Genomic DNA, 19,522 nt, shown 5'->3' with positions numbered 1-19,522 from the left:
CCCTCAGTAGCGGATCTTCGGATCGAACCAGGCATAGGCCAGATCGGTCAGCAGGTTTACCAGAACGGTCAGAACGCCATAGAGGATCGTAACCCCAAGCAGCACAGCATAGTCGCGTGACAAGGCCGAGCCAACATAAGCCTGCCCCAGACCACCGGTCGAGAAATAGATGTCAACAAAGACGGATCCGGTCAGCACATAGACAAACACCGGCCCCAGATAAGATACTACCGGCAGCAAGGTCGGCTTCATCGCATGGCGCCAGATCACGGTTCTTGTCGGCAGGCCCTTGGCACGGGCGGTTCTGATGAAGTTCGAATTCAGAACCTCCAGCATTGAAGACCGGGTGATCCGTGCAATCGATCCCATGTAAGATGTCGCAAGGGCGATAACCGGCATGATCAGATAGGGCCACTGACCACCATTCCACCCGCCGCCGGGCAACCATCCCAGCCACAGGGTGAAGGTCAGGATCAGGATCGGACCCATGATAAAGTTGGGCAGCGCCTGCGCTGCAATCCCCAGCCCAACCGCAAAGTAGTCGATCCAGCTGTTGTGCCGGATTGCGGCGGCAATCCCCAGTCCGATGCCCACCACAGTAGCGACCAGAAAGGACAGCGACCCATAGGTCAGCGAGATCGGAAAGCCCTGCGCGATGATGTCGTTCACATCGCGGTCCTTGAACTTGAAAGACGGGCCAAAGTCGAAATGCACAACGATATTGTACAGATAATCCCAGAGTTGCTTCCACAACGGCTGGTCCAGACCGTACCGCGCCTCGATATTGGCCAGAACCTGCGGCGGCAATGTCCGTTCTGAGGTAAAGGGCCCACCGGGCGCATAGTGCATCAAGAAGAAACAGGCGACGATCAGCAGCAGAATCGTCGGTATGGCGGTCAGGACCCGCCGAATGACATAGGCAAGCATTCAATGCCCCCAATAGATGGCGCTGCCCCGAAGAAAACTTCGGGGCAGGTCATGGTCAGAAGATGATTACTCGGCGATTTTGTAGAGGTTCTTGGAGTACCAGTTTTGCTCTACGTTTTTGACCGGCCAGTTTCCGACATCGCTATCCATCATGTAGACACCAGCATAGTGATAGATCGGGATAACGGGGGTTTCCTGAGCGATAATACGCTCGACCTCGGTGTACAGCGGTGCCGGATCGTCCGAAGTTTTGGCTTCGGCCAGCAACTCGTCCACGCGGGCATTGTTATACTTGCCGTCGTTGTAGCCCGAATCCGACTGCAACAGGTCAAGGAAGGTTGAGGCTTCGTTATAGTCACCACACCACGCGCCGCGGGCCAGATCAAAGTTCTGGTTGCCCCGCTCTTCCAAGAAGACTTTCCATTCCATGTTGGCCAGTTCAACATTGGCGCCCAGTTTTTGCTTCCACATCTGGCTCAGCGCGACGGCAACTTTCTTGTGGGCTTCCGAAGTGTTGTAGACCATCGAGAAGGTCAGAGGGTTATCCGCGCCAAAGCCGGCCTCGGCCAGCAGTTCCTTGGCCAGCTCATCGCGCTCGGCCTGGCTCATCGATGCCATTTCAACGACCGGGACAGTAAAACCTGCGGTTGCTTCTGGCACGAATGTATACGCGGGCGGCTCGCCACCGGCCTTGATATTCTTGGTGATGATGTCCCGGTCAACGGCTAGCGACAGGGCCTGACGAACTTTGGGATCCTTGAATTCTTCAGGGCCGCTGTCCGACACGTTAAACGTGTAGTAGTAGTTGCACAGGCGCGGGAAGCTGATGGCCTCTCCCGGATGCTCTTCCTGCAGACGCGGGAATTGACCGGCGGGAACTTCGGTCCGGTCCAGTTCACCGGCCAGATAGCGGGTCAGGGCTACGTTTTCATCATTGATGACCAGTGCCACAACCTTGTCGATGATGGTGTTGTCATTGTCCCAGTACATCTCGTTGCGCTCACGGACGGAACGTTCCTGTGGCAAGTGCTCGGTCAGAACATACGCGCCATTGGACACGATGTTTCCGGGTTTGGTCCACTCATCGCCAAATTCCGCGATCACCTTCTGAGGTGCCGGGAAGGTTGTCGAATGCGTTGTCATCTGCGGGAAATACGGCAGAGGCGCGCTCAGCGTGACTTCCAGGGTTGTGTCATCGATGGCTTTAACGCCCAGATCATCAATCGGTTTTTCGCCTGCGATGATCGCTGATGCGTTTTCGATCGACATCAGTTCCATGAACCACGCGTAGGGAGAGGACAGTGCCGGATCAACCGCGCGTTTCCAGGCGAAAACGAAATCTCCGGCGGTTACCGGGTCGCCATTCGACCATTTAGCATCGCCGCGCAGTGTGAAGGTATAGACTTTCTTGCTGTCATCGACGGTGTAACCTGTGGCAACGCCCGGAACCAGATTGCCATCCTCATCCTGGTTCATCAGCCCTTCAAACAGGTCGCGTACAATTTCAGCACCGGAAACGTCTTCGACAACCTGCGGATCGACCGAGCTGTGCTCGTCCAGAATGCGGTAGGTAAAGGTTTGATCGTCCGCCAGCGCTTCGCCGGTTTCAGGATGCGTGCCAGCGGCAAACGCGGCACCTGTGATCATGGTCGACGACAAAAGCCCCGCCATTGAGTTCCGAATGTATCTGTTCATGATTTCTCTCCCATATGTTCGTCGCCGCGCGGCCCCACTTGATCGGGGTCGCACGCAGCAGCCGGATTAGACCGACGCCCGCTGGGACTTCGTTCATTTCGATTTTGGTTTTGCCAATTCGCAAGGAACACTGCGTCGCAGCTTTCTTGGTTTCTGTCGGTAAAGAAGTTGCGAAAGTTGTCTTTCACTGCGTTGAACCGTGACATCTTTTGGCTCTGGGATAAAGCCTTGATGAAATTTTAGGCAACCACAAGCAGAAATATCTCCAACGACCTATCGCTGGCAATTTTCTGAGGATCAGCTCGGTCTTCGTGACATTTTCGTGAAGCCACGCGAAATCCGAACAATCCTTCGTGCCCGAATGGCGACTGCATTCTGGCCTCGGACAAACCAAAAAATACGCGAATCAGTGACGTCATTTCAGCAAGCCTGTGGTCCATTACATGTATCACACGGTTCAGAATACCACGGGTCAGATCACTGAGCTTTGTCAGGCTCTGTTGCACAGAGTTGAGCGCGCCGAGTAGTTCGGGTGATCGCATGGGCCTTTCCGTCGTCATGCAGCTTCGGCGATTGCAGTGGCATGACCGGCATGACCCCGAATATCCAGCACCTCTCCAAACGCATTGCAGAACATATCGAAGAACCTTCTAACGAAGACCACCGAGCTATTATCGCACAAGCGGGCCGCTTTGGCGGCTGGTCGTTTTATGTTGAAAATGGCGTTCCAGCCTATGCCTACAACTGGTTGGGGATCGAGATATTTACCGTTTCGGCGTCCGAACCTGTGACCGAAGGTACTCATGAAATCGTCCTCGATTTCGATTATGACGGTGGAAGCCCTGGCAAAGGTGGGACGGCACCCTCTTTGTTGACGAGATGCAGGTGGCACAGGGCAGGACCGACCAGACGCAGGCCATCATCTTTTCGGCGGACGATACAGCAGACGTTGGCTTCGACCTTTCCACACCGATGGCCAAAGCGAACGGCACCGAAGCAGCTTTGCGTTTTACCTGCAAGGTAATCTCGGTGACGGTGGCGGTTGAGTAAGATCGCTCTGAAAGAGGAGAGGCGTTCAGGCACCTGCCACAACGGGTGCCTAGAACCGTTGATGGAAACACGCTTATCATGACGATTGAAAGGCTTTCGGCACTGCTGAAGCTGGCGTCGGTAATTGCCTTTGTGGCTATTCCCGCTTTTGTTTTGGCATTTATTTTTCAGGTAGAGTCGGACCGGCATTGCCATCTACATCTTCAAGTCGCTCGCCTCCTCGCTAACGATTTGTAGGATCCTGTTTCTCTGGATCTTTCCCGACGGGCCCTTTGGAAGATCAATCAGAATGTGAACTTTGTCAGGAGACTTGAAACGGCCTAGCTGGGACTCACAGATCTTTGACAAAGCTTGCGGCGTCAATTCAGAACCTTCTCGAATTTTTACCGCTGCCTCGACGGTTTCACCGTAGCTTTTGCAAGGGCGGGCAAAGGCCGCAGCTTCAACAACGTCGGGGTGTGAATAAAGTGCCTCGTCAATCTCACGAGGGGCTATATTCTCCCCTCCCTTAATGATCAGTTCTTTCAATCGACCGGTCACATAAACATACCCGTCCTGATCCATGCGGGCGAGATCTCCGGTCAGCAACCAGCCATCCGAAGTAAATGTGCCCGCAGTAGCATCCGGGTCATTGAGGTACTCCAGCATCACATTCGGACCGCGTATGACCAACTCACCTTCTGTTCCGGTAGGTACAGGCCGAAATTCCGCGTCCAGAATTGCAACCTCATTTCCATATGCAATGCCGGGTGAACCAATCTTCCGAACGCCGGGGGGCAGCGGGTTTGACAGAATCTGAGCGGCAGTTTCCGTCAAGCCCATGGTTTCCACGATTGGGATTTCGAAACGATCCTCAAAGCCACGCTGCACGTCCGGCGCCAAGGCTGACGACGCAGAGCGCCCGAAACGCACGCGTTGCCGGGTTTGCGCATCCGGACTAGTCTCAGAGTGCAGCAGATGCGAGATAATGGTCGGAACGACCGAGAACCACGTTGCCTCGGCCTTTCCAAGATTGTCCCAGAATTTGCTGGAAGAAAATCGTTCGCACATGGCCAACGATCCGCCTGAGACCAGTGTTCCCATCACCGTCACGCAGAGCCCGTTAATATGATAGATCGGCAAGACGCAAAACCCGCGATCAGCCTCGGACAATTCATGGGCAATTTTGGTCGTCCAACCCCCTGCCAACAGGCTGGAATGTGTGTGGACCACCCCCTTGGGGCGACCGGTTGTTCCGGATGTATACATCAACAAAGCGTGGCTATGAGGCGAGAGGCTATGCAGGTTGCTGCCGGACTCAACGGCATCTGCCACCTTCAACTGTTTGATTCTCGCAGGATTGGCCGTTCGCCTGAACAGGTCCGTTTGATCGGAATGTACAAATCCATAGCACGCGCCGCTGTGTTCCAGCGCATAGGCAACGGCGCTGTCACCCGCGACAAGATTGATCATCGTGGCCCGAAATCCGCCATAGAGAACGCCAAAAAGGACCTCAAGCGCTTCCCGGCAATTGGGGTAGAGGATGGCGACGCTTTCTCCCTTCGCCACACCCCGTTCGGTCAACATGCTTGCGATGCGGCGAGCTGAGTCACGCAATTCACCCCAATTCAGGTCCCGCGCCCCGTCCGGGAAAACGAACCCGGTTCCCCCGCGGCTTGCCCGACGGTCAAGCCAGTCCCGGACGGTTCCCTTGGGTGGTTCGATCATTGCCCCGCCTCCGACCAATAGCCGCCAAATATCGCTTCCAATTCGGGCTCGCGCGGCGGCGTTTCACGGATGATCTTTGTCGTTTGTACGAAATGCCGCCAATGCAGATTGGTGTCGATGGAATTGCCTCCCCAACTGCCGCAGCCCATTGACAGCGAAAAGGGCATGCAGTTGGTGAAGCTGCCACCAGTGGCAAAGGTATGCGCCTGGTTTACAATGACCCGGCAGGTGGGCAGGTCACGACCCAACCCAACCGCGCGCGCGTCGTCGCTGGTATGGATTCCGACAGAATGCCCCGCGCCCTGGTGTTCCAGAATACGAGCCGCGATTACCTTGGCTTCTTCAAAATTTGCCGCTCGATAAAGCGCCAGAACCCGGCTGAGCTTTTCCCCCGACAAAGGATGATCCGGGCCAATTCCGTCAGTTTCCACGGCTAGGAACTTGGTCCCTTCGGGGACCTTATCCGCCATATCCAGTGCTTCAAGCATCTTGCCAGCGTCCTGCGCGATTACAGATCGGTTGAGATGCCCATCGGGCCACAGCCGTGCGATGATGTTTCCAGCCTCGGAAGATGGTACCAAGGCACCGCCTTCAACGGCGATCGCGGCGACAAAGGCGTCATAGACCGCATCTACAACAACCAGCGCATTTTCAGACGAGCAGGACGTCGCGTTGTCGAAGCATTTCGATGCCGTGATCCTGAAAGCAGCTGCGGCCAGATCTGCGGTTTCGTCCACAATCACCGTCACATTGCCCGCACCAACCGCCACTGCTGGCGTTCCACAGGATTGTGCGCGTTGGACGTTGTTCTGACTGCCGGTACAGATCACGCGATCTACGGCTTCCATCAACCTTTGTGTCTTGGCCTTGGATCCGGGCGCAGGGATCATCTGGACCAGATCGCGATCGAGGCCGAGCTTGTCAAACTCTGAATGGATAAAAGCGATCAGCATCTCGCAGGAAGCGACTCCTTTGGGGGATGGTGCCACCACGATGGAGTTGCCTCCTTTGAGCGCATTGATGATATTGTTCGCCGGCGTCGCAGCGGGGTTGGTCGATGGAACCACAGCACCGATTACACCGATTGGGCGTGCAATCTCGGTCATGCCGGTTGCTGGATTGTCGCTAATGATGCCGTGGGTTTTCACGTCAGCGATATCGCGCAACAAGCCCAGAGTCTTGCGGTGGTTCTTTGTAATCTTGTCCGGAACATTACCCAGACCGGTGGTCGCAACAGCGATTTCGGCCAGTGCCCGATTGCGTGTTGGCTCCATGATTGCCCATCCCGCCGCCAGCGCCGCCTTGTCGTACAGCGCCTGACTGCCGCTTTCTTCAAAGGTCGCTTGGGCCTTGCGCGCATGCGCTACTATGCGATCAACTTCGTCGATCTGGGGGGAAACCCCTTCCTGAGCGTTCATCTCGGTCCTCGATTGTTTGATCGGGGCGGACCCACTCCGCCCCGTAGGGAGTTGACTGGTTCAGAGCCCAGCCAACAATTCGTTCAGTGTTTGCTGACGTTTCTCCCACATCTTGATCACTTCATCGCGTGTCATGATGTGCATGGGCGATCCGCCAGCTTCCATCTTTTTCACCACACGATCGTTGGCGAACATCTCGGGAACCGTTTCCGCAAGTTTCTCGATCACCTCGGGCGGCGTTCCCTTGGGCACCATCACGCCCCGGAAATTGACCGACGAGTTGTCGACATCAAGCCCCTGTTCCATCATAGTCGGCACGTCGGGCAGGAACGCGTTTCGCTCAAGATCTGCGACACCCAGGATTTTGACGTTGCCCGCCTCTTTTGCGCGGAACGCATCCGACAGGTTGTTTATACCACCCATGACTTCGCCAGCAATTACCGCTTTCATGGCCGCTGCGCCGCCACCTTTGGTCGGGATATAGGCCATCGTTGTTCCTGCAGCCTTGTCGATTTGAAGAGCCGCAATGTGGTGACCAACAAAAAGCCCAGCCCCGGACACGGTAAGCTTGCCGGGGTTTTCCTTGGCATATGCGACAACACCTTCCATCGAGTTGAACGGGCTGTCCGCACCAACCACGAAGACAGCCGGGTCAGCACCCCAGTTGGCGATGGGCTCAAAGCTGTCGACCGAATACTCGACCCCACCCTTGATCGATTGGGCGATGAAATGTGGAACATTGTAGGCAGCAAGCGTGTAGCCATCGGCGTCGGCCTGGGTTGCGAACCAGTTCCAACCCACACGCCCTCCGGCGCCGGGTTTGTTTATGATGGCGATTGGCATTCCCAGCGCGTCTTCATTCCCGGATGTCATGGTGACAATCCGCGCCTGAAAGTCGGTTGCGCCACCAGCGCCGTAACTGACCATCATCATGATTGGGCGTTCGGGATACTCCTCGGCAACCGCCGCGCCCGTCAGGCTCGTGAGGGCCAGTGCTGCCCCTGTAATCAACCGTTTCATTTGCGTTTCCTCCCTATTTTGGTTCACCCGCATCCCTTGCGGTCAGAACAGAAATTCCCTTGGTGTGTAGACTTGCAGAAGCATGGCAAAGAGCCCGTACATCACCGCCACAAAGATCGCTGTGATGACACCGCGCTTGACCCAGGTTTTGGCTTCGGAATGTGGGTCTGGATCGTAAATCGACAGCAGAATGAAAAACGCGATTGCCGTTGCTGTGTAGAACCCCAGCGATTTGGACGCCCAGAAGACATAGATAAGGGTGACGAACAGGCCCGGCAGCATGTTGATGAACATCATGCGGGTCACGCCGTTGCCTACCTTGGACAATCCCATCAGCGCTTTGCCGAAGGTCCACCCTGCCAAAACCACAAAGACCGAAGCGATAAGACGCGGAAACAGAAATGCCTCGACCGGTTGTTGAGTAAAGCTGACCCAGGTTACCCAAAGTCCTACGGCAAAAACCAAACCCGACCCGATTATGTGTTGTGTGCGGTTCATGCCTGTGCCTCCTCTTTGGTGGTATAGCGCCGGTGGCGAAGTTCCATCCAAACCGAGTAGGCAATTGAAGCCAGTACAACGGCGATCAGCAGAAGATTCAATCCGCCCGTCAGGAAGTAAGAGGCCTTGCCGACGGTCGCGTCCGCGATCATTCCGCCCTGAATGAAGTTGGCTTCGGCAATCGGACCAAGGATCAATCCCAGTACCAACGGAGCAGCCGAGAATCCAAATCGTTCCAGAAAGAACATCCCAATGCCAAGGCACGCCATGACATAGACATCCCCCATCGAACTCTGAACCGAGTAGGCGCCGAAGACCGAAAGGGCCAAAACAACGGCCGCCATGACCGATTGCGGCACCTGCGCGACACGCGCGGCCAGACCAGCAATGTATAGGCCGAAGACGCACATCAGGACCTGGCCGATCAGCATGGAGTTTATGAACGTCCACGCAACGTCCGGGTGGTTGTCGAACAGATCCGAGCCCGGAAAAATTCCGTGAATCAGCAGCCCGCCCAGCAAAACGGCTGCGGTTGGGCTACCCGGGATCGACAAGGTCAACAACGGTACCAGAGATGGGCCCACCATCGCATTGTTGGCGGACTCCGCGGCAATTACGCCCTCGGAATGACCCGTGCCGAACTTGTCCTTCTCGGCTGAAAACTTCTTACTCTGATCATAGGCAACCAGCCCGGCAATTTGCCCGCCAACGCCTGGGATCAGGCCAATGATGGAACCTGTCAGTGTGCCGATGCTAAGTGCTCGGGTGCGGCTGAACAGTTCTCGCAATGCGGCCATGATCGAATGGCGCTGTACTTCGATGACTTCAGCACCCGTGTCGTGGCGTCCCTTTGCAAACATCGTCAGCACCTGAGGGATCGCGAACAGACCGATCAGCGCCGCGATAATGTTGATGCCGCCGCCCAGTGCAGGGTGAAAGATAAAGCGTTGCGCGCCCATAATGTCGTCGAAACCGACTGTCGCCAGCCACAATCCGATACAACCCGATAGCAAACCTTTGACCACGGATGCAGAATCCAGCGTGCCGATCACAGTCACCCCTAAAATGGCCAGCCAGAACAGGTGTGAGGGGCCAAACGCCAGCGCCCATTTGGCCAAAACCGGTGTCAGAAAGATCAATAGGAGCACACCGAAGATGCCGCCAACCGCCGAGGCCAGAAACGACAGTTGCAGCGCCCGCGCCCCTTGTCCCTGCTTGGCCATGGTGTGGCCGTCCAGAGTGGTGGCAATATTGGCTGGAGCGCCTGGGATTTTCAGTAGAATTGCACTCACCGCGCCACCAGCAACGGTCGAGGTATAGGCGGCTCCCAGCAAGATCAGCCCCTGTGCGGCCTCAAGCTGGAAGGTGAACGGAATCAAAAGGGCAACCGCCATCGTTGGTGACAAGCCTGGTGTCGCGCCCAGGATCAGCCCTCCGATCGTGCCGCCCAAAAGCAGCAAGAAGGACATCGGTGTGAACACATCCCCGAAGTAGTAAATGAATTCCATCCAGTGCCTCCCAACCCGTTTGTCTGCACTTTTGGTTTGTTGACAAATCAGGTTAGGGGATGAAAATAGTATTGCAAATGTTTTCATAAAATCGACCGAACAGGACGAAATTATGTCTAATTTTCAGCATGGTAAAGTCGATATCGTGGCAGTCGCAAAGGCCGCGAAGGTTTCACCGTCTACGGTTTCTCGTACCTTCAATCACCCTGATCTGGTCAGCCCTGCGACTCGCAAAAAGATCAACAGGGCAGTGCAGCGGCTCGGGTATATCCGCAATCGTGCCGCTCAAACAATGCATGGCAAACGGTCAGGAACGATTGGCCTGGTCGTACCAACTATCAACCATGCCATCTTCGCCGAGGTCATTCAGGCTTTTTCCGACTCTATCGACAAGGCAGGATTCAGCCTTCTACTGGCGTCGCACGGGTATGATCTAGATCGGGAATACGCGATGGTCCGCAAGTTTCTTGAACATCGTGTGGACGGCGTGGCATTGGTTGGCTTGGAGCATTCCGATGCCACCAATCGGTTGATCACGCAGCAGAAAATACCTGCACTTGCGATTTGGAACTACTCAAAGGATTCGGAACTTCCTTGTGTCGGGGCCGACAACCAGTTGGCCGGCCGTCTCGCAACAGAGCACCTGCTGGCCCTAGGGCATCGTGACATTGGGCTGATCTTTCCAAAGACCAGTGGTAATGACCGCGCGCAACATCGACTTTCCGCCGTGCACGAAGCGCTACAAAATATGGGTGTCTCCGTTCCGGGCGAGCACGAATCTGAAGCTCCTTACAGCGTTTCGCAGGCCAAGCAGGCTGCGCTGAACCTTTTGGCGGAAACATCTCGACTTACGGCTTTGTTATGTGGAAATGACGTCATAGCGCAGGGCGCTTTGTTTGCGGCCCAGAAACTGGGGTTAAACGTTCCCGGCGATCTTTCAATTATGGGCATCGGAGATTTCAAGGGATCGGCTGATGTTGAGCCGGGGCTCACCACCATTCGAATCCCCGCCGAAGCCATCGGTAAACTCGCAGGTGACAAGTTCACCGATTACATTACGTCAGATGAGTCGGAACATTTTAAAATTTGCTGCGAGCTGGATTGTGTTGTTAGAGGAACAACAGGTCCAGTGTCAGTATAATAGTCGGCATTGCCAACTTGTTTGCACATTCAGAACGGATGTGTCGCAAACTATGAGGCCCGGTTGACGAACATGCGCGATTTGACGTTTTCCCCATCGAATAGTTCGTTAACAGATTTCAACATGATCTCATTAAAAGGCTGCCATCTCCTCAAAGATGCAGTTTTGTAAGCTGGGTACATCTATCAGTTCTGACACTAGTCCGACCCTGCGATAACAACTTCGATTTCATTTTTGTCGAGCATGGCCAGGATGTTGGCAGGAGGAACGCGGTCCGTATACAAAACATCAATTCCGGCCATGTTATGGAGAGATATCGGAGCCCGCTTGTTGAATTTTCCGCTGTCGGCTACGACGATGCGCACCTGCGCATTTTCAGCTGCAGCACGCGCGATATTGGCCTCTTCAAGATCATGAAGCATGAAGCCCAAATCGCCATTCACGGCTCCAACCGAGAACACTGCCAGCTGTACGTTGAAACGCTTCACAAGATCCAATGCCTCTGCACCGAAAGCACCCCCATCATGGGCACGCAGTTCTCCACCCGCCAGAAACACCCGGTTGTTGTTGTGCTTTGACAATGTGTAAGCGACGAAAACCGAATTTGTGACAACAAACAGGTCTTTGTGCTTCCGCAGTGCAAGCGCGACGTAAGCGGTTGTCGAACCAATATCCAGAAATAAGGAATCCCCGTCGCTTATGGTGTTTGCGACTGCCCGGGCTATTGCTTCTTTCGCATGCGCTTGCGTTCCCAAGCGGTTTTCAAAAGGTGGTTCTATTGCGTCTTCGCTAAGATGTACGCCGCCATGAACCTTCCGCACGATCTTGCGCTCTTCCAGTGCCTTGACGTTACGCCGGATCGTTTCATTGGAAACATTCAGTTTTTGAGCCAAGAGGCTGACCCTGCACGACCCGCCCGCATGTTGCAGCTCTCGAAGGATTTCTTCTTCGCGCTGATTTGTGGTTTTTCGTGGCTTTAACATGCGACCTCCTGAAAGGGGGATACGGCAGTCATCCCAATAAAACAATATTGCGCCCAATACGGTGCCATTCGGGGCTTTTTGTGTGAATTTTAACGAATTATCGTGGATAAGTGTGGTTTTTATTGACGTAGTTGTCAGGCTAGCGCAGCATGGAAGTGTAATAAACGAAAAACACTCAAAAAGCCACATTCAGGGAGCACAACATGATCAGGAAATTCAATACACTACACGCAATAGCATTAGTCGCTGGCGTAACTGCTTCGGCTTCTTGGGCCGCCGAATCGACGGACCCAATCAAACTGACGTTGCATGATTGGTCAGGGCAGCTGATCAACACCAAGATAATGGGATCAATCCTGCAAGAGGCCGGATACAACGTTGAGTATGTACAGGCAGACTATATCGCTCAGTTTGCGGGCCTGAAGACAGGTGATCTACATCTGGCAATGGAAATCTGGGAAACCACCGGGCGTGAAGCGCTGGACGAAGCCACCGCCTCTGGAAATGTGGTGAACGTTGGTGAAACCGGTCTGATGGCGATCGAAGAATGGTGGTACCCGACTTACATGAAAGACCGCTGCCCCGGCTTGCCAAACTGGGAAGCTCTGAAAGACTGCGCAGGGGAATTTGCCACGGCTGAAACCTCGCCAAATGGGCGCTATGTCGGCGGACCCGTGACCTGGGGCGGTTTCGACGAAGAACGCGTCGAAGCGTTAGAGTTAGAGTTTGAAGTTGTCCACGCAGGCACGGATGCTGCGCTTTTTGCAGAGCTGGAATCCGCATATCAGCGCGAAGATCCGATCATGCTGTGGGTCTATGTTCCGCACTGGGCCCCGGCCAAATATGACGGTGAATTCGTGGAGTTTCCGCCATACTCGGCCGAGTGCTACAGCGACCCGTCCGTCGGTGTGAACCCGGCCTTGGCCTATGATTGCGGAAAACCGCGCGGTCCGATCTGGAAGGCTGCTTGGTCTGGCCTGCAAGAAAAGTGGCCGGGCGCGTATGACATCATCGAAGCCTATAACATCAATAACGACGAGATGAGCGCCATGGTCGGCAAAGCCGATCTGGACGGTGTGGATATTGATGCAGTTGTCGCGGATTGGATGGAGACGAACAAGGACCGTTGGTCTGGCTGGATCTCTAAATAATCTGCTTGGCCGAAGCGGTTACCCCGCTCTCCTCTACCGCTTCGGTCTTTTTCCGTCTTAGTCCCGGACACCACTGATGACTCCCACAACAAAACTGTCCTGCCGAAACGTTTGGAAGCTTTACGGTCCAAACGCCGAGACCCTTCTGGCGCAAAATCCGAACCCATCGGCAGATGACATTCGAAATGCGGGTGTGATCGGAGCGGTACGCAACGCCAATATTGAAATCGTTGAAGGTGAAATCTTCATCATCATGGGCCTGTCCGGTTCAGGCAAATCAACCCTGGTTCGTTGTCTGTCCAGGTTGATCGAACCTACAAGCGGTGAGGTTCTGTTCGACGACGCCGACCTGCTGCGCGCCAGCGAGAAAGAAATGATTGAAATCCGCCGGCACAAGATGGGCATGGTGTTTCAGCATTTTGCCCTGCTGCCGCACCTGACCGTATTGCAGAATGTGATGTTCCCCCTGACTATTCAGGCTACGCCCAAACACGAAGCCGACGCAAAGGCGAGAGACGTGGTGGAACTGGTCGGCCTGAAGGGGCGCGAGGACTACTATCCACGAGAGCTCTCGGGTGGTCAGCAACAGCGTGTGGGCATTGCTCGATCGTTGGTGACAGAGCCCGATCTTTGGTTTCTGGACGAGCCTTTTTCGGCCCTCGATCCGCTGATCCGGCGCGAAATGCAGGACGAATTTCTGCGACTCCAGGAACGGTTGCATAAGACTATTGTCTTTATCACGCACGACTTTGAAGAAGCCGTTCGCTTGGCCGACCGCATCGCCATTATGAAGGATGGTGAAGTCATCCAGATCGCCACCCCGGAAGAACTGGTGATGAATCCAGCGACAGAATATGTGGCTGAATTCACGCGCCATATTCCGCGCTCCAAGGTTTTGACGGTTGGTGGTGTAATGACCGTCGGCGCTGCAGGTGAAGGTGAGCCCATTGTGCAATCGACCCGCGTCTCGACCGTGGCGGAACGGATCATCGCCGCAGATGCGCCAATTCCCGTGACAGACAGCAATGGGCTGGTTATTGGCGCCATTGATCGCAAGGATGTGGCCCATGTGCTATTCGGTGAAGGGGACGCGGTATGAGCCGCCTGTCCCGCAGTCAGCTCATCATTCTGCTGTTTGTCGGACTCACGATCCTGCTGGGGTATTTCGGCAGCAACCTGGGAAAAGCGCTCGATGCGCGCTGGATCACCAAATTCCCGTCGGCTTGGGTCGTCCCGTTCAAAACTTATATCTCATCTGCAATGTCCTGGCTGATCGAGGATGCTGCAATCGGCCCAGTTTCGTTCACCGACGTTACCCGCGCTGCTGCTTGGTTGATAGAACAGCCCTATGACCTTGTCTTGTCCCTGCTGGCCGAGGGTTTTGTCACCGGGCAAGGCAACGATGCGCAAGTCATCCTACCTGCGATCAGCTGGATTGTGGTTATCACCGCCGTAATAGCTTTGGGACAGTATTGCCGGGACTGGGGGTTGGCGGCGTTGGTCGGCGGCTGCTTTACCTATCTGGCCGTTTTTGGCCAGTGGGACAGCGCGATGGTAACGCTTGCCTCCGTCCTGATTGCGGTGCCGATTGGCGCGGGCGGCGGGCTGTTGTTGGGGATATTGGCCTATCGCCACCTGACTTTCGATCGCATCATCTCGCCCATTCTGGACCTGATGCAGACAATCCCGATCTTTGCCTATCTGGTACCAATTCTGTTCATGTTCGGCTTTGGACCGATTTCGGCGCTTGTTGCAACTATCATCTATGCGACACCACCCATGGTGCGGATCACCACGCTTGCCTTGAGAGCCGTCGACCCCGAGATTTTGGACTTCGGGCGCATGGCAGGCACGACGCAAAAGCAGTTGATGTGGCGCGTTTTGGTTCCTTCCGCCAGCCACAGTCTGATGGTAGGCGTCAATCAGGTGATCATGCTGACGCTGAACATGGTCATCATTGCCTCGATGATCGGGGCCGGAGGATTAGGGTTTGACGTCCTTGCCGCGCTGCGCCGGCTGGACATCGGCGCTGGGTTCGAGGCCGGTATTGCCATTGTAGTTCTGGCCATTGCCGTCGATCGCCTAAGTCAGGCTTTTGCTGAGCGTATGGGGCAGGTACATCACGAGCTCCCCGGCTCGTGGATCACCCGCCATCGTCGGACAGTTCTGGTAATGATCCTGCTGATTTTGACCTGGGTTCTGGGACAGTTTTCACCCCTGTTGCTGGAATATCCTGAAAGCCAGACGATCACCACTGGCGGGTTCTGGGATGACACGGTCAAATACCTGAACATCAATTATTTTGACACGTTCGAGGCGATCAAGATCTTCTTCCTGACGTGGTTCATGATCCCGATCAAAACGGTTTTGCTGGGAATCCCATGGCCTTGGGCCATTGCCATGCTGACCTTGCTGGGTTGGCACGCAGGGGGCTGGCGGCTGGCGCTGCTGTGCGGAGGACTGGCGTCGCTGATCCTCGTGTCAGGACTGTGGGCCAAGGCAATGGTGACAGTTTATCTCTGCGGAGCCTCTGTGTTTCTTGCTACTCTGATCGGCGTTCCGCTGGGTGTTGTGGCCGCACTGAACAAACGCGCCGGGACATTGATCAACCTGTTGATTGATACGTTGCAGACTTTGCCCAGCTTTGTCTATCTGATCCCGGTAGTGATGCTGTTCCGGGTCGGCGATTTCACTGCCCTGATTGCCATAGTCCTTTACGCACTGGCCCCGGCCGTACGTTATGCGGCCCACGGCGTGCGCTCGGTCAGTGAGGAATTGATCGAGGCCGGATTGGTTTCTGGCTGCACACGCACGCAACTCTTGCGCCATATTCGCTTGCCGATGGCCCTGCCCGAAATCCTTTTGGGTATTAACCAGACCATCATGCTGGCACTGTCCATGCTGGTTATCACGGCCCTCGTTGGCACCCGGGATTTGGGGCAAGAGGTCTACATTGCCCTGACAAAGGCTGACACTGGCCGGGGTCTGGTAGCAGGTCTGTCCATCGCATTCATTGCCATCATCGCTGATAGGCTGATCAACGCAAGCGCTCGTCAGGCACGCATCCGCTTTGGAATGGAGAGCTGATATGACCCAATCCGATCTGATGACCCGCATTCGCAAGCTACCGATCTGGCAGGGCGAGATCAAAGCCACCCCTTTGACGGGTGGGATCACAAATGTGAACTACAAGGTTACTGACAGCAGTGGATCCTACGTGGTGCGTGTCGGTGACGACATCCCTTTGCACCAGGTGATGCGCTTTAACGAACTGGCTGCCAGTAAGGCCGCCCATGCTGCAGGTCTGTCACCTGCTGTAGTATTTTCGTCCAACGAACTAACAGTGCTGGAATTCGTCGAAAGCCGCACTCTGACCGAAGAAGACGTACGCGACCCCAGTATGCTGCCTCGGGTGCTGGAACTCGTGAAAACCTGCCACCTTGAGGTGCCCAAGCACCTGCGCGGCCCGTCGCTGGTATTCTGGGTCTTTCACGTCATCCGCGACTATGCTGCCACTCTCACCGAGCGTGGAAGTTCGCACACGGACCTGATCCCGGAACTTGTTCGAATTGGAAATGACCTGGAAGCCGAGGCCGGGCCGTTCGACATCGTGTTTGGCCATAACGACCTGCTTTGCGGCAACTTTCTGGACGATGGCACCCGCCTGTGGCTGATCGATTTCGACTACGCGGGATTCAACTCGCCATTATTTGACTTGGGGGGGCTGGCCTCGAACAACTCTCTTTCCAATGAACAAGAGGACTGGGTTCTGGAAACCTATTTCCAGGCACCCGTCACCAACCAATTACGTCATCGCTATACGGCGATGAAATGCGCCTCGCTGCTTCGTGAAACCATGTGGAGCATGGTGTCCGAGATCACCTCGGAAATCGACTTCGATTACGCAGCCTACACAAGCGAAAATCTCGCACGGTTTCGCACGGCCCTGACCGACTACAAAAACACCTGAGGACAGATATGACCGACCTTCCAAATACAGCCAAAGCCGTCATCATCGGCGGCGGCATCATCGGCTGCTCGACCGCCTATCACCTTGCTAAGCTGGGTTGGACCGACACGGTGCTGCTGGAACGCAAAAAGCTGACTTCAGGCACCACATTCCATGCTGCGGGCCTGGTGGGGCAGCTGCGTTCGAACGCCAATATCACTCAGCTGCTGGGATATTCAGTCGATCTGTACAACAAGATTGAAGAAGAAACCGGTCTGGGAACGGGTTGGAAAATGAATGGTGGTTTGCGCCTTGCCTGCAACGAGGAACGCTGGACCGAGGTCAAACGGCAGGCCACCACAGCCCATTCCTTTGGTCTGGACATGCAGCTGCTAACCCCGAAGGAAGCGCAGGATCTTTGGCCGCTGATGGATATCGGTGACGTCATCGGCGCGGCGTTCCTGCCCACCGATGGGCAAGCAAACCCCTCGGACATTACCCAGGCGCTGGCCAAGGGAGCGCGCATGGCAGGCGCGAAGATATTCGAGGATACCAAGGCCACCGATCTTGAAATCGAGAACGGCAAGATCCGCGCCGTAATCACTGAACATGGCCGTATCGAATGTGAAAAGGTGATCGTGTGTGCCGGTCAGTGGACGCGCGATTTTGCCGCCAAGTTCGGTGTGAATGTGCCGCTGGTGCCAATGGAACATCAGTACATGGTCACAGAACCATTTGGTGTACCCGGTGATCTGCCTACCCTGCGGGATCCCGATCGGCTGACCTATTACAAGGAAGAAGTTGGTGGGCTCGTCATGGGCGGTTATGAGCCGAACCCGATCCCGTGGGCGGTGAATGGCATACCTAAAGATTTCCACTACACCTTGCTCGACAGTAACTTCGACCATTTCGAACAGATCATGGAGCTGTCGCTGGGCCGGGTGCCAGCGTTGGAGACCGCGGGGATCAAGACCCTAACCAATGGTCCCGAAAGCTTCACTCCGGATGGCAACTTCATTGTAGGTGAAACACCAGAGCTGAAGAATTTCTTTGTTGGTGCTGGTTTCAACGCCTTTGGCATTGCTTCTGGCGGTGGCGCCGGAATGGTGCTGGCAGAATGGGCCGCCAAGGGCGAGCCGCCCTTTGACCTGTGGTCCGCCGACATTCGCCGTTTTGGCCGCCCGCATTTCGACACCGATTGGGTTCGCACCCGAACAGTCGAAGCATATGGCAAACACTACACTATGGCCTGGCCTCATGAAGAACACGAGTCCGGCCGCCCCTGCCGCAAGTCACCGCTGTACGATACGCTTATGGATCAGGGCGCTTGCTTTGGTGAAAAACTGGGTTGGGAGCGTCCAAACTGGTTTGCCGACGCATCGCTGGGTGAAACGCCCAAGGACGAATACAGCTTTGGTCGCCAGAACTGGTTCGCTGCTGTTGGCCGTGAACACAAAGCGGCCCGAGAAGCGGCAGTGCTGTTCGATCAAACATCATTTGCCAAATTCGCGCTGAAAGGCCCGGACGCCTTGGCGGCGATGAACTGGATTTGTGCCAATGATGTGGACAAACCGGTGGGTGCGCTGGTCTATACCCAGATGCTCAATGACAAGGGCGGAATTGAATGCGACCTGACCGTGGGCCGTGTAGCACATGATGAATTCTACATTGTCACTGGTACCGGCTATGCCACCCACGATTTTGACTGGATCAGCCGAAATATTCCGGACGGGCTGAATTGCCAGCTGTTCGATATCACCTCCTCGAACGCAGTGTTGTCGCTGATGGGGCCAAAAGCACGAGATATTCTGGCGGCAGTTACCCGTGATGATGTCTCGAATGACGGGTTCAGGTTTGGCACGATCCGGACAATCGGCATCGCGGGTTGCCCGGTCAAGGCGCTGCGGGTGACATACGTGGGCGAGCTTGGCTGGGAACTGCACTTGCCTGTCGAATACGCGCAAACAGTCTATTCCGCGCTGATGGAAGCAGGGCAACCGCAAGGGCTGGTTAATGCGGGCTACCGCGCAATTGAATCTCTTCGGCTAGAAAAGGGTTACCGCGCCTGGGGGTCTGACATCGGGCCCGATCACACGCCGTTTGAAAGCGGTCTGGGATGGGCTGTGAAACTGCGCAAGAACATAAACTTCAAGGGTCGCGCGGCAAGCGAGAAGCAAAAGGCCGAGGGCGTCAAAAAGATGCTGGCCTGCTTCACCGTCGACCCCGATGTGGTGCTGTTGGGCCGCGAAACGATATACCGGGATGGAGAACGGGTGGGTTGGCTAACGTCGGGAGGCTATGGCTATACAACCGGTAAATCCATCGGTTACGGCTATGTCCGAAATCAGTTCGGCGTCGATGCAGATTTTGTTACGTCCGGCACGTATGAGTTGGAGGTTGCGACCCAACGTGTCTCCTGCGACGTGACACTTCAACCGCTTTACGATCCCAAAATGGACCGTATCAAATCATAAC

17 protein-coding genes are annotated in these 19,522 nt (G+C 55.3%); 7 read left to right on the top strand and 10 right to left on the bottom strand.

Annotation, left to right across the window (positions count from 1 at the left end):
- Positions 1 to 3: 3 nt before the first annotated feature.
- The 4 genes from oppB to ACR0EK_RS10595 form a co-directional block, all read right to left on the bottom strand.
- Positions 4 to 927 carry an oligopeptide ABC transporter permease OppB gene (oppB, locus tag ACR0EK_RS10610; protein WP_209507493.1) on the bottom strand — a complete coding sequence of 308 codons (924 nt, stop codon included), beginning with the start codon at positions 925 to 927 and terminating at the stop codon, positions 4 to 6.
- 66 nt (positions 928 to 993) lie between these two features.
- Positions 994 to 2,622, bottom strand: coding sequence for a peptide ABC transporter substrate-binding protein (locus ACR0EK_RS10605; RefSeq protein WP_480507608.1), 1,629 nt, complete (start codon positions 2,620 to 2,622; stop codon positions 994 to 996).
- Between the two features lie 239 nt (positions 2,623 to 2,861).
- Positions 2,862 to 3,164: a hypothetical protein gene (locus ACR0EK_RS10600; protein ID WP_480773818.1), complete on the bottom strand. Its 303-nt coding sequence runs from the start codon at positions 3,162 to 3,164 to the stop codon at positions 2,862 to 2,864.
- A gap of 14 nt (positions 3,165 to 3,178) precedes the next feature.
- A complete protein-coding gene (locus ACR0EK_RS10595) occupies positions 3,179 to 3,427 on the bottom strand; it encodes a hypothetical protein (protein WP_480773819.1) in 249 nt (82 codons plus the stop codon).
- Between the two features lie 80 nt (positions 3,428 to 3,507).
- Between ACR0EK_RS10595 and ACR0EK_RS10590 the strand changes: the two genes are divergently transcribed.
- The gene (locus ACR0EK_RS10590; RefSeq protein WP_480539211.1) at positions 3,508 to 3,672 is read left to right on the top strand and encodes a hypothetical protein; all 165 of its coding nucleotides are present in this window, start codon (positions 3,508 to 3,510) and stop codon (positions 3,670 to 3,672) included.
- 195 nt (positions 3,673 to 3,867) lie between these two features.
- Here ACR0EK_RS10590 and ACR0EK_RS10585 read toward each other — a convergent pair whose 3' ends face one another.
- From ACR0EK_RS10585 to ACR0EK_RS10565, 5 genes are read right to left on the bottom strand one after another with little or no spacing between them, the layout of a single operon-like run.
- The gene (locus ACR0EK_RS10585) at positions 3,868 to 5,379 is read right to left on the bottom strand and encodes a class I adenylate-forming enzyme family protein (protein ID WP_480773821.1); all 1,512 of its coding nucleotides are present in this window, start codon (positions 5,377 to 5,379) and stop codon (positions 3,868 to 3,870) included.
- A complete protein-coding gene (gene sauS / locus ACR0EK_RS10580) occupies positions 5,376 to 6,797 on the bottom strand; it encodes an acylating sulfoacetaldehyde dehydrogenase (RefSeq protein WP_480899706.1) in 1,422 nt (473 codons plus the stop codon). Before sauS ends, ACR0EK_RS10585 begins: the two co-directional genes overlap by 4 nt.
- 60 nt (positions 6,798 to 6,857) lie before the next feature.
- Positions 6,858 to 7,817, bottom strand: coding sequence for a Bug family tripartite tricarboxylate transporter substrate binding protein (locus ACR0EK_RS10575; protein WP_480488016.1), 960 nt, complete (start codon positions 7,815 to 7,817; stop codon positions 6,858 to 6,860).
- A 42-nt stretch (positions 7,818 to 7,859) separates the two neighbouring features.
- Positions 7,860 to 8,315 (bottom strand): tripartite tricarboxylate transporter TctB family protein, encoded by a 456-nt coding sequence (locus ACR0EK_RS10570; RefSeq protein WP_480483463.1) that lies wholly within the window; start codon positions 8,313 to 8,315, stop codon positions 7,860 to 7,862.
- Positions 8,312 to 9,823, bottom strand: a complete 1,512-nt coding sequence (locus ACR0EK_RS10565; protein WP_480488014.1) for a tripartite tricarboxylate transporter permease — start codon at positions 9,821 to 9,823, stop codon at positions 8,312 to 8,314. The genes ACR0EK_RS10570 and ACR0EK_RS10565 overlap by 4 nt, the downstream gene beginning before the upstream one ends.
- Before the next feature lie 112 nt (positions 9,824 to 9,935).
- Here ACR0EK_RS10565 and ACR0EK_RS10560 point away from each other — a divergent pair, with 112 nt between their 5' ends.
- Positions 9,936 to 10,964: a LacI family DNA-binding transcriptional regulator gene (locus ACR0EK_RS10560; RefSeq protein ID WP_480773823.1), complete on the top strand. Its 1,029-nt coding sequence runs from the start codon at positions 9,936 to 9,938 to the stop codon at positions 10,962 to 10,964.
- Positions 10,965 to 11,161: 197 nt separating this feature from the next.
- On the opposite strand, the gene ACR0EK_RS10555 is transcribed toward ACR0EK_RS10560, so the two are convergent.
- A complete protein-coding gene (locus tag ACR0EK_RS10555; RefSeq protein WP_480899708.1) occupies positions 11,162 to 12,136 on the bottom strand; it encodes a DeoR/GlpR family DNA-binding transcription regulator in 975 nt (324 codons plus the stop codon).
- A gap of 14 nt (positions 12,137 to 12,150) precedes the next feature.
- Between ACR0EK_RS10555 and ACR0EK_RS10550 the strand changes: the two genes are divergently transcribed.
- The 5 genes from ACR0EK_RS10550 to ACR0EK_RS10530 all read left to right on the top strand — a co-directional run bounded on the left by ACR0EK_RS10550 (position 12,151) and on the right by ACR0EK_RS10530 (position 19,521).
- A complete protein-coding gene (locus ACR0EK_RS10550; RefSeq protein ID WP_480899710.1) occupies positions 12,151 to 13,098 on the top strand; it encodes an ABC transporter substrate-binding protein in 948 nt (315 codons plus the stop codon).
- 76 nt (positions 13,099 to 13,174) lie between these two features.
- On the top strand, positions 13,175 to 14,197 hold the full coding sequence (locus tag ACR0EK_RS10545) for a quaternary amine ABC transporter ATP-binding protein (protein ID WP_480483473.1): 1,023 nt from the start codon (positions 13,175 to 13,177) through the stop codon (positions 14,195 to 14,197).
- Positions 14,194 to 16,185 (top strand): ABC transporter permease, encoded by a 1,992-nt coding sequence (locus tag ACR0EK_RS10540; protein ID WP_480899712.1) that lies wholly within the window; start codon positions 14,194 to 14,196, stop codon positions 16,183 to 16,185. The genes ACR0EK_RS10545 and ACR0EK_RS10540 overlap by 4 nt, the downstream gene beginning before the upstream one ends.
- A 1-nt stretch (position 16,186) precedes the next feature.
- The gene (locus ACR0EK_RS10535) at positions 16,187 to 17,068 is read left to right on the top strand and encodes a phosphotransferase (RefSeq protein WP_480899713.1); all 882 of its coding nucleotides are present in this window, start codon (positions 16,187 to 16,189) and stop codon (positions 17,066 to 17,068) included.
- Between the two features lie 8 nt (positions 17,069 to 17,076).
- A complete protein-coding gene (locus tag ACR0EK_RS10530) occupies positions 17,077 to 19,521 on the top strand; it encodes a GcvT family protein (RefSeq protein WP_480899715.1) in 2,445 nt (814 codons plus the stop codon).
- The last annotated feature ends 1 nt before the right edge of the window (position 19,522 follow it).

It is taken from the genome of Ruegeria sp. AE4 (assembly GCF_056542185.1).
The sequence above is the reverse complement of the archived record's forward strand: the minus strand, read 5'-3'. Positions and strand labels throughout refer to the sequence as shown.

Excerpts from the sequence above, each read along its gene's own strand:
- ACR0EK_RS10545 (WP_480483473.1), top strand. The coding sequence starts at position 13,175 with ATGACTCCCACAACAAAACTGTCCTGCCGAAACGTTTGGAAGCTTTAC.
- sauS (WP_480899706.1), bottom strand. The coding sequence starts at position 6,797 with ATGAACGCTCAGGAAGGGGTTTCCCCCCAGATCGACGAAGTTGATCGC.
- ACR0EK_RS10535 (WP_480899713.1), top strand. The coding sequence starts at position 16,187 with ATGACCCAATCCGATCTGATGACCCGCATTCGCAAGCTACCGATCTGG.
- ACR0EK_RS10555 (WP_480899708.1), bottom strand. The coding sequence starts at position 12,136 with ATGTGGCTTTTTGAGTGTTTTTCGTTTATTACACTTCCATGCTGCGCT.
- ACR0EK_RS10600 (WP_480773818.1), bottom strand. The coding sequence starts at position 3,164 with ATGCGATCACCCGAACTACTCGGCGCGCTCAACTCTGTGCAACAGAGC.
- ACR0EK_RS10575 (WP_480488016.1), bottom strand. The coding sequence starts at position 7,817 with ATGAAACGGTTGATTACAGGGGCAGCACTGGCCCTCACGAGCCTGACG.
- ACR0EK_RS10585 (WP_480773821.1), bottom strand. The coding sequence starts at position 5,379 with ATGATCGAACCACCCAAGGGAACCGTCCGGGACTGGCTTGACCGTCGG.
- ACR0EK_RS10530 (WP_480899715.1), top strand. The coding sequence starts at position 17,077 with ATGACCGACCTTCCAAATACAGCCAAAGCCGTCATCATCGGCGGCGGC.
- ACR0EK_RS10605 (WP_480507608.1), bottom strand. The coding sequence starts at position 2,622 with ATGAACAGATACATTCGGAACTCAATGGCGGGGCTTTTGTCGTCGACC.
- ACR0EK_RS10560 (WP_480773823.1), top strand. The coding sequence starts at position 9,936 with ATGTCTAATTTTCAGCATGGTAAAGTCGATATCGTGGCAGTCGCAAAG.
- ACR0EK_RS10540 (WP_480899712.1), top strand. The coding sequence starts at position 14,194 with ATGAGCCGCCTGTCCCGCAGTCAGCTCATCATTCTGCTGTTTGTCGGA.
- ACR0EK_RS10570 (WP_480483463.1), bottom strand. The coding sequence starts at position 8,315 with ATGAACCGCACACAACACATAATCGGGTCGGGTTTGGTTTTTGCCGTA.
- ACR0EK_RS10550 (WP_480899710.1), top strand. The coding sequence starts at position 12,151 with ATGATCAGGAAATTCAATACACTACACGCAATAGCATTAGTCGCTGGC.
- oppB (WP_209507493.1), bottom strand. The coding sequence starts at position 927 with ATGCTTGCCTATGTCATTCGGCGGGTCCTGACCGCCATACCGACGATT.
- ACR0EK_RS10565 (WP_480488014.1), bottom strand. The coding sequence starts at position 9,823 with ATGGAATTCATTTACTACTTCGGGGATGTGTTCACACCGATGTCCTTC.
- ACR0EK_RS10595 (WP_480773819.1), bottom strand. The coding sequence starts at position 3,427 with ATGAGTACCTTCGGTCACAGGTTCGGACGCCGAAACGGTAAATATCTC.